Consider the following 12,978-nt stretch of genomic DNA (forward strand, 5'->3'; position numbering starts at 1 on the left):
CCTTTGGGATTGTCAGTGTAAAGGGCAGACGCCTGTGAACAAATTCTATTCCCGGCGATGGAATAAGTTTTTCCCTGCTCCGTCGTACTGGCACCTTCCCTGAACCGGACGATGACCATGAACTCACCCTTGCACGGCCCGGCCAAAGCGCTGCGCCTGGCAGCCATTGGCGCCGTGATGCTGGCCGCAGGTGCCGGCTTTGCCTATGCCGCCGGCTGGCTCGGCGAACCCCGGCTGACGCCACAGCGCATCATCGACACCTTCGAGGCCCAGGCCGGTCACTACCCGGGCTACCGCAAGAACCACGCCAAGGGCCTGTGCGTGAGCGGCTACTTCCAGCCCAGCGGGCAGGCCGCCAACCTGTCCATTGCACGCGCCTTCAGCCAGCAACGGGTGCCGGTTATCGGCCGTTTCGCCATCGGCGGTGCCAACCCGTTCGCCCCGGATACAGGCATCCCGGTGCGCAGCCTGGCAGTTCAACTCAGCACCGACGACGGCCAGGTCTGGCGTACCGGCATGAACAACCCGCCGGTGCTGGCGGTCAGTACCCCGCAAGGGTTCTATGAGCAAGTGCTCGCGGGCGCGCCCGACCCGGCCACCGGCAAACCTAACCCGGCCAAGATGCAAGCGTTCTTCGCCGCCCACCCCGAAAGCGCGGCATTTCGCCAGTGGGCGGCGAGCTACAAGCCAAGTGACAGCTTCGCCAGCACGCAGTATCACAGCATCAATGCCTTCCGCCTGATCGACTCAGCTGGCACGGCCCACCCGGTGCGTTGGCAGCTCGAGCCACAAACCGCGTTTGCCGCACTACCTGGCCAGGTTGATGACAAACAGTTCCTGCAACACGACCTGCAGCAACGCCTGGCCCAGGCCCCGTTGCGCTGGACGTTGCGTTTGGTGCTGGCCGAACCGGGCGATGCCGTGGATGACCCTGCCCGCCTCTGGCCCGCCGAGCGTCGTAGCGTGGACGCCGGCACCTTGGTGCTGGAGCACGTCGACGCTCCAGAGCAAGGGGCCTGCCGCGACCTGAACTTCGACCCGCTGATTCTGCCACGGGGTATCGAAGCGTCCGGCGACCCGATCCTCGCCGCCCGGTCCGCCGCCTATTCGGAATCCTTCAACCGCCGCAGCCGTGAATCGCTCAGCACTGGAGCCCGTCCATGAAACCCGAAGCCTTCCACCCCTTCGCCCGTCTGTTGCACTGGCTGATGGCCGTGCTGATCCTGGCCATGCTGTTCATCGGCGTGAGCATGGTCGCCGACCTGTCGCCACGCCACCCGCTGCTGATCAGCCTGCACAAGGCCACCGGCCTGGCCCTGCTGGTGCTGGTGCTGTTGCGCATCGCCGTGCGCCTGAGCGTGCCGCACCCACCGCTGCCACACGACCTGCCAGTGCTGCAGCGCTGGGCCGCCGGGGCCTCGCACCTGCTGCTCTATGGGCTGATGCTGGCCATGCCGCTGCTGGGATGGGCCATGCTATCGGCGGGCGACTACCCGCGCCCGCTCGGTTTACCCGCCATCGCCCCGCACAACCTGCAGCTGTATGCCGTGCTGCGTCAGGCCCATGGCTGGGCCGGCTACCTGCTGTTCGCCACGGTGCTGGTGCACGTGGGTGCAGCCTTGATGCATGCATGGGTGCGCCGCGACGGTGTGTTGCGTAGCATGTGGCCTGGCCCCTTGCGCCGCAGCGAATGACCTGCTGCATGCCGGGGCGTTCGACAATCAATAATCATTCTTAATAAGATCGGCTTTCTATTTGCCGTACTGCCCTGGACTGCCCTATGAACGTCGCAAAGGATCCTGCAACCCTGCTACCTGCCAGCACCCTGGACTTGCGCCCGCTGCTGCTGGCCAACATGGCCTGTACCATGTCGATGATGGCCTTCGTCGCCTTGATCGGCCCGATTGCCCGCCAACTCGGCATGGCCACCTGGCAAGCTGGCGCCGCCGTAACCGTGGCTGGCGTGGTTTGGGTGCTGCTGGCCCGGCCTTGGGGGCGATTATCGGATCGCCTCGGCCGCCGGCGCATCCTGCTGCTGGGCAGCGCCGGCTTCACCCTGGCTTACTGGCTGCTATGCCTGTTCGTTGAAGGCGCGCTGCGCTGGTTGCCGGGCGCGACCCTGGCGTTCATCGGCCTGATCGTCGCCCGCGGCTGCATCGGCGCCTTCTACGCCGCCATCCCAGTGGGCTGCAATGCGCTGATAGCCGACCATGTCGAGCCGCAACGCCGGGCCCGGGCCATGGCCTCGCTGGGCGCGGCCAACGCCGTCGGCCTGGTGGTCGGGCCAGCGCTGGCGGCGCTACTGGCACGGCACAGCCTGAGCCTGCCGTTCCACATCATGTCGCTGCTACCGGCCACGGCCTTCCTCGTGCTGCTCTTTACCCTAAAACCACAGGCGCTGCCGCACGCCCACGCCCCCAGCCCGGTGCGGCTGAACGACCCGCGCCTGCGCAGGCCGTTGCTGGTGGCATTCAGCGCCATGCTCAGCGTGACCGTGTCGCAGATCATCGTCGGTTTCTTTGCCCTCGACCGCTTGCATCTGGGCCCCGCCGAAGCGGCCCAGGCTGCCGGCATCGCGCTGACCACGGTGGGCGTAGCGCTGATGCTGGCGCAGGTATTGCTGCGCCAGCTAGAGTGGCCACCGCTGAAGATGATCCGGGTAGGTGCCACGGTATCGGCACTGGGCTTTGCCTGCGGGTCGCTGGCCACCACGGCCCCTTGGCTATGGGCTTGCTACTTTGTTGCGGCAGCCGGCATGGGCTTTGTGTTCCCAGCGTTTTCGGCACTGGCAGCCAATGCCATGCACGCCTCCGAGCAGGGCGCCACAGCCGGCTCCGTGGGAGCTGCCCAGGGCATGGGTGCGGTGATCGGGCCGCTGGCCGGCACCTTGGTATATGCCCTTGATCCGCGCCTGCCATTCTTGGCCGTAGCCGTGCTGTTGCTGCTCGTCGGACTGTGGCCGATGCCACGTGAACAGCGGGTTTGACAAGCACAGCGCGCAAGCGCGCAGAGTGTGTTTTAATGCGCATCGCTCATTATTATTGACACCTCTGATTACAAGGCGGCTATGGACACGGGGACGCGACTCAAACTGGTGCGTGAACGCAACAACCTCTCCCAACGGGAACTGGCCCGCCGCAGCGGGTTGACCAATTCGACGATCTCGCAGATCGAGCAGAATCGCGTCAGCCCTTCGGTCAGCTCCCTGAAAAAGCTGCTCGAAGGCATACCCATGAGCCTGGCGGAGTTTTTCAGCTTCGACGAGCCGGTGCGTGAAGAGCGCTACGTGTTCCGGGGTGGCGAACAACCGGATCTGGGCCGCAACGGCCTGCGCATGCTGCTGGTCGGCGCCAGCGTCGAAGGCCGGCAGATGCGCATGCTGCGCGAGCTGTATGCACCCGGCGCCGATTCGGGCGAGCCGATCGTGCATGCCGAGGGCGAAGAATGTGGCCTGGTCACCCGCGGCACCGTAGAGCTGTGGGTCGATGGGCAGGTCAGCGTGCTCAACTCGGGCGACGGCTACTACATCCCCACTACCCTGCCGCACAGTTTCAAGAACATCGGCCCGGACGAGGCCGAGATCATCAGCGCCAACACGCCGGCCAATTTCTGATCTTGGCGCGCAGCGGTGCACTGAACACTCGGGATATTTACCAGCGCCTGCGCAACGCGGCCCTTGGTGTGCAGCACCTGGAGGTGAGTGCACGCCACGATGGCGGTCTGGTCGATGTCGACATCCAGGGCTGGCGATTGACGCTGGCCCTGGATGCCGAAGGCTTGGCACATTGCATTCATTGCCAGGCCCCCGACGGTGAACAGGCCGGGCTTGAGGACTGGCAGCGCTACGGCACCAACCCCACCGACCTGCTCAGCCTGTGGGAGCGCACTCAGCTGGAGAAGCTGCTGGCGCCCTGACGCAGCGCTTCTTCGACAAAGTCCAGGCGGTCCTGGCCAAAGAACATCGCATCGCCCACAAAGCAGGTGGGCGCACCAAACACCCCGCGCGCCACAGCCGCCTCGGTTGCCTGCTTCAGCGCAGCTTTTACCTCACCGTCAGCCGTCAACCCGTGAAATACCTGCGGGTCGAAGCCTGCCTGGGTCAGCGTCTCATCCAGAACTGCGTTATCGCCCAGGTTGCGGCGTTGTGCCCATAGCCCATTGAACAGCGCCGACAACAGGGCCTCGAACCGCTCCGGTGAACGCAACTGGGTACCCAGCACGCCGCGCATCAAGGCCAGGGTATTGATCGGGAACCCTGATGGCATCCCGAACGGTACCTCGTAGCGTGCGGCAAAGCGTGCCAGGTCGGTAAACATGTAGCGCCCCTTGGCCGGGATCGTCGCCGGCGAGGCGTTGCCGGTGGCCTGGAACACCCCTCCAAGCAGAATTGGCTGGTAGCGCAGTGTGGCACCTTGGCGGGCACACAGGCTCGGCAGTTGGGTCCAGGCCAGATAGCTGGCCGGGCTGCCCAGGTCAAAATAGAAATCGACAGTCTTGTTCATGCTTAGGGTCCTTGCGGGGTGATAGGGGCTTACCAGCGTTCCATCCAGGGGCGCAGGTCCAGCTCGAACGTCCACGCATCGCGAGGCTGGGCGTGCAGGAACCAGTAGCTGTCGGCAATGTGCGCCGGATCAAGGATGCCATCCTGGTCCTTGAGGGCATAGCGCTCGGGAAAGCTGTCGCGGATGAAGGCCGTGTCGATGGCACCGTCCACCACCACATGGGCGACATGGATGTTGCGTGGCCCCAACTCGCGCGCCATGCTCTGCGCCAGGGCACGCAGGCCATGCTTGGCCCCGGCGAAGGCAGCAAAACCAGCCGCGCCGCGGGTACCGGCAGTGGCACCGGTGAACAGAATCGTGCCGCGCTCACGCTGGACCATGCGCCTGGCCACCGCCTGGGCCGTCAGAAAGCCGGCAAAGCAGGCCATTTCCCAGATCTTGAAGTACTTGCGTGGGGTTTCTTCCAAAATGCTGCACGGCACATTGGCGCCGATATTGAAGACAAAAGCTTCGATTGGGCCAATATCGCGCTCGATGGTCTCGACCAGTGCAGCTACCTCATCTTCTTTTCGCGCATCAGAGCCAAACCCGTGGGCCTGGCCGCCAGTGGCGCGTATCTCCTCCAGCAGCGGCTGCAATTTCTCAGCCTGGCGCCGAGTTACGCAGGCGATGTAGCCCTCACGGGCAAAGCGCTTGGCAATCTCGCCCCCGGTGGCGTCCCCTGCCCCGATCACCAGCACCACTTTTTGTTGTTCTGTCATGCCCGCCTCCATTGGTGAATGATCGTTTAGTAAACGAACGCTATGTTATGATCGCGGTCTTCGTCAAGCCCGCTTGCAGAGGCATGTGAATGCGCTACTCCAACGAACACAAACAGCAAACCCGCGACCGGTTGCTGGCCAGCAGCGGCGCGCTGGCCAAACGCGGGGGGTTCGCCAGTACCGGCGTGGCAGGGCTGATGAAGGCGATTGGCCTGACCGGCGGTGCCTTCTACAACCACTTCCCGTCAAAGGACGACCTGTTCACCGAGGTAGTACGCCAGGAGCTGTGCAACAGCCCGCTGACACGCCTGACCAGCCAAGGTGCCAACCGCGAGCGCCTGGGCCGCTGCCTGCAGCAGTACCTGAGCCTGGCCCATCTGCACAATGCCGAGGGTGGCTGCCCACTGCCGCCACTGGGAGTGGAAATTGCCCGCGCCGAAGCACCGGTGCGTGAAGTGGCTGAGCACTGGCTGCTGGAACTGCACCGTGCCTGGAGCACAACCCTGGAGGATGAACAATTGGCCTGGGTGCTGATCAGCCAGTGCGTCGGCGCACTGCTGGTCGGGCGCATGTTGGCCAGTGAAAGCGTACAAGCGCAGGTACTGGACGCCAGCCGCCAATTTGTCGAACAGGCCTTGCATGAGGCGGATTAGTGCCCTGCTGGGGTTGCTGCTGGCCCTGCCAGCGTTCGCCGAACAGGCCTGCCCGCCAGGCCAGTACCAGGTGTGCCTGATGGGCTGCTTCTGCGCCCCGATCGACCCTGGCCAGGCCGGGCAGATCCTCAAGGATGTTGAGGTGATGGCCTCGTCCAGTCTGACCTACGCCTTGCGCCAGGCTCGCGACGAGGCCACGGCCAGCGGAGTGCAGCCGATTCCGTTGCATATTCGGGCGCAACTTGAACCTTGGTACGACTTTGCCGTGCTCGATGCGGCGCGCTTTCGGGTGGGGATGAGCAACAGATGAGCGCAGCCAATGCGCTATTGCAGAACCCCGATGTGAACGCCGTGACACTGATCGACACGATCATCTTCCGCCGTGCCAACGATGCCGAGGACAACGTGGCCTTGTGGGCGCACGAACTCAAGCATGTGCAGCAGTACCAGGAACTGGGCGTGGAGGAGTTTGCCCGACGCTATACGCGCAACTATGACGACCTGGAAGGCCCCGCTTACAAGATCGAGGCCGGGTGAGCAAGGCGCTGCGCGAGCGTACTTCCGGGCAGGCCAGATAGCAGCAGTTGCCGCTGCGCGGGTGCGGCATCTGCTGCTACGTGACAGTCAGGGCGCCGCCGAAGCCTCTTGCGCCACCTGCTCACGGCTGGCGTAACGCTGCGCCAGCACAGCACACACCATCAGCTGAATCTGGTGGAACAGCATCAGCGGCAAGATCATCGCGCCAATACCACTGCCCACGAACAACACCTGGGCCATGGGTACGCCGGTAGCCAGGCTTTTCTTGGAACCGGCGAACAGGATGGTGATGCGGTCCTCGAGGTCGAAGCCCAATGCCTTGCCAAGCAGGCGAGTACCAAACAGCACCACCGCCAGCAAAATACCGCACACCACGAACAAGCCGGCCAGGTGCTGCGGCGATACGGTGTGCCACAGGCCGGTCACCACAGCCTCGCTGAAGGCCGTGTACACCACCAGCAAGATCGACCCCTGGTCCACCACCTTGAGCCACCGCGCATTGCGCTTGACCCAGGCGCCAATCCAGCGCCGCGCAATCTGGCCAGCAACGAACGGCACCAGCAGTTGCAGGGTGATCTTCAACACCGCATCCAGCCCAGAGCCCGTATCACCACTGGCGCCCAACAACATCATCACCAGCAACGGCGTCAGGAAGATACCCAGCAGGCTGGAAGCCGCCGCGCTGCAGATCGCCGCCGGCACATTGCCACGGGCCAACGAGGTGAAGGCGATGGCCGACTGCACGGTAGCCGGCAAGGCGCACAGGTAGAGCACGCCCAGGTAAAGCTCGTTACCCACCAGTGGCACGAACAGCGGCTTGAATGCCAGGCCCAGCAGCGGGAACAGCACGAACGTACAGGCGAACACCAGCAGGTGCAGGCGCCAGTGCCCGGCACCGGCAATGATCGCTTCACGCGACAGCTTGGCGCCATGCAGGAAGAACAGCAGGCCGATGGCCAGGTTGGTCAGCCAGCCGAAATACACCGCGCCATCGCCCGAGCAAGGCAGCACGGTGGCGATAAGCACCACCCCGAGCAAGGCCAGGGTGAAATTGTCGAATAACATGCGTAGATACTTCATCACTGTGTCCATCTTGTCATTGTGCAAGGGCAGACGATAAGGTCTGCGGCTTTTCGCTGCTAACGCCGGAACCCCCAGCGGTATCGCTCAACGGACACGCGCCATAAAAGGACCCGCCATGCCCCGCCCTCGCCTGGCTGCACTTGCAGCCGCCATCACCCTCACTTTGGGTCACGCCTGCGCACAGGCCGACGACCAGTTGCAGGCCAAGGTCGACCAGATCATCCGCCCGCTGATGCAGGAACAAGGCATCAGCGGCATGGCCGTGGCCATCTATGCCCGCGACCATGCGCACTACTTCAGCTACGGCGTGGCCAGCAAGGCCGACAACGTGCCGGTAAGCCGCGACACGCTGTTCGAGATCGGCTCGCTGAGCAAGACCTACACCGCCACCCTCGCCGCACTGGCCAGTGCCGAAGGCAAGTTGGACCTCGATGCCCCGGCAAAGCGCTATCATCCGGCACTGGCCGGCGTACCCATTGGCGACGCGACCGTGCTGGAACTGGGCGCCTACAGCGCCGACTGCCTGCCGCTGCAGTTCCCGGATACGGTGCAAACACCACAGCAGGTGGTCGATTTCTTCCGCCACTGGCAACCTCGCGCCAAACCCGGCACCCAACGCTGCTATTCCAACCCCAGCCTGGGCTTGTTCGGTGACCTGGCCGCCCGCGCACAGCACCAACCGTTCGCCACGCTGATGCGCGAAGGCCTGTTGGCGAAAATGGGCCTGGAGAACACCTACTTGCAGGTTCCAGCCAGTGCCCACGGCCTTTATGCCCAAGGCTACGACGCCACCGACAAGCCAGTGCGCGTCGGCCCCGGCCCTTATGCCGACGAGGCCTACGGTATCAAGACCAGCGCCAGCGACTTGCTACGCTATGTGCGCCTGCAGATGCAGCCACAGGGCCTGCCAGCGGCGCTGGTGAAAGCCACGGCCATTACCCAGCAGGGCTACTTCCAGGTCGGCGCCATGACCCAAGGCCTGGGCTGGGAACGCTACCCCTACCCGGTTACGTTAAGCACCCTGGTCGATGGCAACAGCCCACGGCTGATCCGTGAACCGCAGGCAACCACACGCTTGCAACCGGCCCTGCCCGCGCTGTCGGCAGCCTGGTACAACAAGACAGGTTCAACCAATGGCTTCGGCGCCTATGCCGCGTTTGTCCCCTCCGAACAGCTGGCAGTAGTGCTGCTGGCCAACCGGAATTATCCGAACGAAGCGCGGGTTCGCGCGGCCTTCGAAATACTGTCCGGGCTGTAGCCGAAGCCGCGATTGTCGAACAAAACGACAGAAATGTAGTGCTCGAAAATATTCACTACAAAATAGTTGACGCCGTTCATCGCGCTTGTGCATGATGAAGCCGTCTCCCCGATCGGGAGCGGTGGCAAGGGTGTTCCAGACGGCCTGCGCGGTAACGCAGGCCGTCCGTGGAGAGGGAAACTGTCCAAAAGGCAGCGTGAGAAAGCCCCTGTTGCGATGCTGCTGTAGCAGCCTTGGTAGTGCGCTACACCGTGGTAGCGCCAACTGTGAAAATCACCTACGAATGGGTAATGGGGGCTTTATGATGAACTTGAACAACAATCCGACTATCGACCAATTGGCTCAGCTGTTCGCCATCCGCAAGGACAGCCTCGACGACCACCTGCTGTGGGTTAGCCAAACCGGTGAAGTGCGCCTCGACCGCCTGCCACCGAACACCGTCGAAGATGAATTTGAAGAGCACCTGCCCAGCATGCGTGCCCGCTTCAAGGTCTACCGCCGTGGCCAAGGCTACGTCGGCAAGAAGGCCGCCGCCGACACCGAGTTCGTTGGCCGCGTGCTGCAGACCCTGCAACAAGAATGGCCCGCTGCCCGTGAGCAGCAGGCAGTCAAGGTGATCGAACCGCTTAACTGAGGGTTCGCACCCTTACCAGAGCCCGGCCAGCATAGGCCGGGCTTTTTCATGCCTGGCGCCGCTGCAGGCGGGTTTCCGGCAAGGGCAAGGCGCCCGTTGCCATCGCTCGGGCGCGGTCGACACCCCATACCAGCGCGCGGGTCATGGTCTCGCCTGGCCGGGCGGGGTAATACTCTTCCAGCAACGCCCGCCCATCCCCGGCGTACAAACCCAGAAACAGCTGCGTCGCCCCAAGGCGCGACAAGCGCACCTGTACGTCCAGTGTGGTGCCGTCGCTGAGTGCTTCGTCGTGGCAGCGGCTGTGCAGCTGGGCGTCGGCCCACTGCCAATAGGTCTGTTCCCTGACTCGCATGAGCATTCAATCCTCCGTTACTGGAATGCCGCATCAGAAAACCACAGCCTTGGCCATCCGGCGAGCGTTACCCGGCAATACCATGAGGCGTATCAACGAATGGCAAAAAAAACCCCGCCATTGGGCGGGGCTTTGCTGGAGCGGGCTTACTTCTTCAGTGGTACCCGCGGCATGAAGCGGCCTTTTTTGCTGCGCTGCAGATGTGCAGGCTGGAGCTGTTCGGAATCATCCAGCGTCATGTGGGCGAACCCCAGGCGGAATGCCGCCTGGCCGCAACGCACCTGGCTGTTGATCGGGAACGCATCGTTCAGGTCTTCGAAAAAGGATTCGCTCATGCCCTGTCTCCCTCCAGTGGCGGTCGCGCCGGCAACCAGAAAAGTTGCCCAGGAAACGCGGCCTGTGAAAGTGAGACTAGCTGGTCATTTGCAGACCGCTCGGACAAGCACCTTGCCGCCGACCAGTGGCAGACGGCTCTACTTCAGGCGCACTGCCGTACCGGTTGCAAATACCACGACCATGCCGCCCTGTACCGACGGCATGCTGATCTCGAAATCCACCCCCACTATCGCATCGGCTTGCAACTGGCGTGCCCGCGCCATGAGTTCTTCGGTGGCCTGTTCGCGGGCCTCGCGCAGCGCGCTTTCCAGGGTTTGCGAACGGCCGCCGAAGAAATCGCGAAAGCGTGTAAAGAAATCGCGCACGAAGTTGATGCCTTGCACCGATTCGGAGCTGACCACGCCCAGGTACTCGGCAATCGGGCGGCCTTCGAGTTGGCTGGTGGTGGAAATGATCATGAATGCGCTCCGCAGGTCTGGCCAAAAGAGACCGATTCTAACAGAGCGCAGCTCAATGAATTTAAGCCCTTTATGCCATGGCAGCCCGCAAACGCTGGCCGATCCGCGCACCAAACACGTTTACCAGCAAACCAGCCATCACCAGCAATGCGCCCCAGCCCTGGGTAGTGGTCAGGCGTTCGCCCAGCAGCAACGCCGACGAGCTCAAGCCGATCACCGGTACCAGTAACGAGAACGGTGCCACCTTGCCTGCCGGGTGACGCGACAGCAGTGTGCTCCACAGGCTGTAGCCAAGCATGGTGGCGACAAACGCCAGGTACGCCAGGGCCAGTACCGAACTCCAGCTGATGTTGGCCAGGGCATGGCCGATGCGTTCAGGGCCTTCCAGCCACCAGGACAGCGCCAGGAATGGCAGCGGCGGGATCAACCCACCCCAGATCACCAATGCCACCAGGTCAACCGAGCCAAAACGCCGGGTAATGATATTGCCCAGCCCCCACATGGCACCGCCACACAGGGTCAGCACCAGCGCCAGCATTGGCACGTGGCCGCCGTCCTCGCTGCCGATCAACGCCAGGCCGCTGGCCGCCACCAACAGCCCAAGCACGCTGGCCAGGCGCAGCCGCTCACCGAGGAACAGCGCAGCGAAACCAAGGGTAAAGAAGGCTTGCGACTGCAGGATCAACGAAGCCAACCCTGGCGGCATGCCGCTGTACATGGCCTGGAACAGGAACGCGAACTGGCCCAGCGAAATGGTCGCGCCGTAGGCGATCAACCAGCGCCACGGCAGTTTCGGCCGCCTGACCAGCAATACCGCCGGGAACGCCACCGACAAGAAGCGCAATGCCCCCAGCAACATCGGCGGCAAGCCATCGAGGCCAACTTTGATGACCACGAAGTTGACTCCCCAGGCGACAATCACCACCAGGGCGATGAGCAGGTCCTTGAGCGGCATTGCGACTTCCTTCTGCAATCTTTCTAGACATATTTCGTTACAGCATAAGGCTATTCCTTGAGTTGGGACCAGCACAGTTGTGGCCAAGGGTTGCGCAACAGTGACTGTTCCTACTCACCAGTATCGGCACGTTCATGCTTGATAATCGGGCGAGACCTTGCTCAGCATCCGTAGCCAGGCCGCCAGCGCCTGCCGCTGGCTTTTTTGTTGCAGTCATCATGGTTGTGCCTGTGCTGAGCGCTATTTACTGGCCCAGGCATTGAAGCGCTGCTCCAGTTCTTCGCCATGATCGACCCAGAATTCCACATTCATCGCCAGCGCCCCCTGCAGGTTTTGCGGCGACGTAGGCACCCAGCTGGCCAAGGCCGGGTCAAGCTTGGCGGCTGCCTGGGTGTTGGTCGGCCCATAGGGGATCTGTTGCACATACCGCACCTGCGTATCTGGCTGGTTGGCGTAGGCGATCAGCCGTTTCGCCTGGTCGACATGCCGCGAGCCTTTGATGATTGCCCAATAGTCCATGCCGTACAGGCTGCCAGGCCAGACCACGGCCAGCGGGCTGCCCTGCTGCGCGGCCACAGCGATACGCCCGCTGTAGGTCGACGTCATCACCACATCCCCGCCGCCAGCCATTGCGCTGGCTGGGCGCCGGCGTCCCACCACTGGATGTAGGGTTTGAGTTCACTGAGCTTGGCGAACGCCCGCTCGACACCCGCCGGCGTGGACAGAACCTGGTAAACGTCCTCGACCTTGACCCCGTCAGCCAACAGAGCGAACTCCAGGTTGTACACCGCGCGCTTGCGCAGGCCCCGCTTGCCCGGGTACTTGTTCACGTCCCAGAAATCGGCCCACGAAGCCGGCGCCTGGGCTAGTTTGCTACGGTCATAGGCGATGGCCACGCTCCACACCAGCGCAGCCGAACCACAGTCCTGCGCCGCGTCAGGGACCAGCTCGGCGGCATGGCCCAGGCGCTGCCAGTCCAAGTGCTCGTAGACGCCCTCATCGCAGCCGCGCATCAAGTCCGGCCCCTCGATCTGCACTACGTCCCAGTCGACATTACCGGTGTCGGCCATTACCTGAATGCGCGCCATCTCGCCGTTGTACTCACTCTGGATCAGCTTGCTGCCATCCTGGGCGCTGAAGGGCTTGAAGATCGCCTCATCCTGGGCTTTCTGGCCTGCGCCGCCGTAACCGACCACGACCATCTGCGGCGCGGCATGCGCATTGCCCAGACCAAGGGCCAGCAAGGCTGCACAAAGGCTGGTCACACGTGGAAATAGCTGCATCGTAGTTTCCCTCTGCTGGTGCCTGACGGGCCCGTTTTCTTGTTGTTGTGAGGTCACACCCTCGCTGAGAGGGTGACGAAAACCTAGTCGTGCACCATTAAAAAAACAAGTTGATTTTTTACTGTTGCTACACTTTCATAATAAAAACAAGAACAACACCGCACCG

General features: G+C 63.1%; 15 protein-coding genes and 2 pseudogenes. 9 read left to right on the forward strand and 8 right to left on the reverse strand.

The genetic code is table 11. From position 1 onward, the window contains the following. Positions 1–111: 111 nt before the first annotated feature. The 5 genes from AB5975_25285 to AB5975_25305 all read left to right on the forward strand — a co-directional run bounded on the left by AB5975_25285 (position 112) and on the right by AB5975_25305 (position 3,915). The gene (locus AB5975_25285) at positions 112–1,164 is read left to right on the forward strand and encodes a catalase family peroxidase (GenBank protein XDR19774.1); all 1,053 of its coding nucleotides are present in this window, start codon (positions 112–114) and stop codon (positions 1,162–1,164) included. Next, positions 1,161–1,694, forward strand: coding sequence for a cytochrome b (locus AB5975_25290; protein ID XDR19775.1), 534 nt, complete (start codon positions 1,161–1,163; stop codon positions 1,692–1,694). Before AB5975_25285 ends, AB5975_25290 begins: the two co-directional genes overlap by 4 nt. An 86-nt stretch (positions 1,695–1,780) precedes the next feature. After that, a complete protein-coding gene (locus AB5975_25295; protein XDR19776.1) occupies positions 1,781–2,986 on the forward strand; it encodes an MFS transporter in 1,206 nt (401 codons plus the stop codon). An 81-nt stretch (positions 2,987–3,067) separates the two neighbouring features. Beyond that, positions 3,068–3,613 (forward strand): cupin domain-containing protein, encoded by a 546-nt coding sequence (locus tag AB5975_25300; protein XDR19777.1) that lies wholly within the window; start codon positions 3,068–3,070, stop codon positions 3,611–3,613. A 2-nt stretch (positions 3,614–3,615) separates the two neighbouring features. Then, positions 3,616–3,915 carry a hypothetical protein gene (locus AB5975_25305; protein XDR19778.1) on the forward strand — a complete coding sequence of 100 codons (300 nt, stop codon included), beginning with the start codon at positions 3,616–3,618 and terminating at the stop codon, positions 3,913–3,915. Here the strand turns inward: AB5975_25305 and AB5975_25310 are convergent. Together AB5975_25310 and AB5975_25315 are read right to left on the reverse strand one after the other, a co-directional pair. Next, positions 3,888–4,502 (reverse strand): 2-hydroxychromene-2-carboxylate isomerase, encoded by a 615-nt coding sequence (locus AB5975_25310; protein ID XDR19779.1) that lies wholly within the window; start codon positions 4,500–4,502, stop codon positions 3,888–3,890. The two genes, AB5975_25305 and AB5975_25310, sit on opposite strands and share 28 nt — an antisense overlap. A 29-nt stretch (positions 4,503–4,531) precedes the next feature. After that, positions 4,532–5,263 carry an SDR family oxidoreductase gene (locus AB5975_25315; GenBank protein ID XDR19780.1) on the reverse strand — a complete coding sequence of 244 codons (732 nt, stop codon included), beginning with the start codon at positions 5,261–5,263 and terminating at the stop codon, positions 4,532–4,534. An 89-nt stretch (positions 5,264–5,352) separates the two neighbouring features. Here AB5975_25315 and AB5975_25320 point away from each other — a divergent pair, with 89 nt between their 5' ends. Together AB5975_25320 and AB5975_25325 are read left to right on the forward strand one after the other, a co-directional pair. Beyond that, entirely contained in the window at positions 5,353–5,916 is a 564-nt protein-coding gene (locus AB5975_25320) for a TetR/AcrR family transcriptional regulator (protein ID XDR19781.1), read from the forward strand. Continuing rightward, positions 5,903–6,494 (forward strand): annotated as a pseudogene (locus tag AB5975_25325) (DUF4157 domain-containing protein). Before AB5975_25320 ends, AB5975_25325 begins: the two are co-directional and overlap by 14 nt. Before the next feature lie 46 nt (positions 6,495–6,540). Here the strand turns inward: AB5975_25325 and AB5975_25330 are convergent. Continuing rightward, on the reverse strand, positions 6,541–7,533 hold the full coding sequence (locus AB5975_25330; GenBank protein ID XDR19782.1) for a bile acid:sodium symporter family protein: 993 nt from the start codon (positions 7,531–7,533) through the stop codon (positions 6,541–6,543). A gap of 118 nt (positions 7,534–7,651) precedes the next feature. Here AB5975_25330 and ampC point away from each other — a divergent pair, with 118 nt between their 5' ends. Continuing rightward, positions 7,652–8,794 carry a class C beta-lactamase gene (ampC, locus tag AB5975_25335; GenBank protein XDR19783.1) on the forward strand — a complete coding sequence of 381 codons (1,143 nt, stop codon included), beginning with the start codon at positions 7,652–7,654 and terminating at the stop codon, positions 8,792–8,794. Positions 8,795–9,095: 301 nt separating this feature from the next. Beyond that, a complete protein-coding gene (locus AB5975_25340; protein ID XDR19784.1) occupies positions 9,096–9,428 on the forward strand; it encodes a hypothetical protein in 333 nt (110 codons plus the stop codon). 46 nt (positions 9,429–9,474) lie between these two features. Here AB5975_25340 and AB5975_25345 read toward each other — a convergent pair whose 3' ends face one another. The 5 genes and pseudogenes from AB5975_25345 to AB5975_25365 all read right to left on the reverse strand — a co-directional run bounded on the left by AB5975_25345 (position 9,475) and on the right by AB5975_25365 (position 12,812). Further along, positions 9,475–9,786 (reverse strand): hypothetical protein, encoded by a 312-nt coding sequence (locus tag AB5975_25345; protein XDR19785.1) that lies wholly within the window; start codon positions 9,784–9,786, stop codon positions 9,475–9,477. Positions 9,787–9,926: 140 nt separating this feature from the next. Further along, positions 9,927–10,115 carry a hypothetical protein gene (locus AB5975_25350; protein XDR19786.1) on the reverse strand — a complete coding sequence of 63 codons (189 nt, stop codon included), beginning with the start codon at positions 10,113–10,115 and terminating at the stop codon, positions 9,927–9,929. Between the two features lie 138 nt (positions 10,116–10,253). Continuing rightward, positions 10,254–10,574, reverse strand: coding sequence for a YbjQ family protein (locus AB5975_25355; protein ID XDR19787.1), 321 nt, complete (start codon positions 10,572–10,574; stop codon positions 10,254–10,256). Between the two features lie 70 nt (positions 10,575–10,644). Beyond that, a complete protein-coding gene (locus AB5975_25360) occupies positions 10,645–11,529 on the reverse strand; it encodes an EamA family transporter (GenBank protein XDR19788.1) in 885 nt (294 codons plus the stop codon). A gap of 240 nt (positions 11,530–11,769) precedes the next feature. Beyond that, positions 11,770–12,812 (reverse strand): annotated as a pseudogene (locus AB5975_25365) (ABC transporter substrate-binding protein). Positions 12,813–12,978: the final 166 nt, after the last annotated feature.

It is taken from the genome of Pseudomonas putida, from assembly GCA_041071465.1.
Taxonomy (GTDB): domain Bacteria; phylum Pseudomonadota; class Gammaproteobacteria; order Pseudomonadales; family Pseudomonadaceae; genus Aquipseudomonas; species Aquipseudomonas putida_P.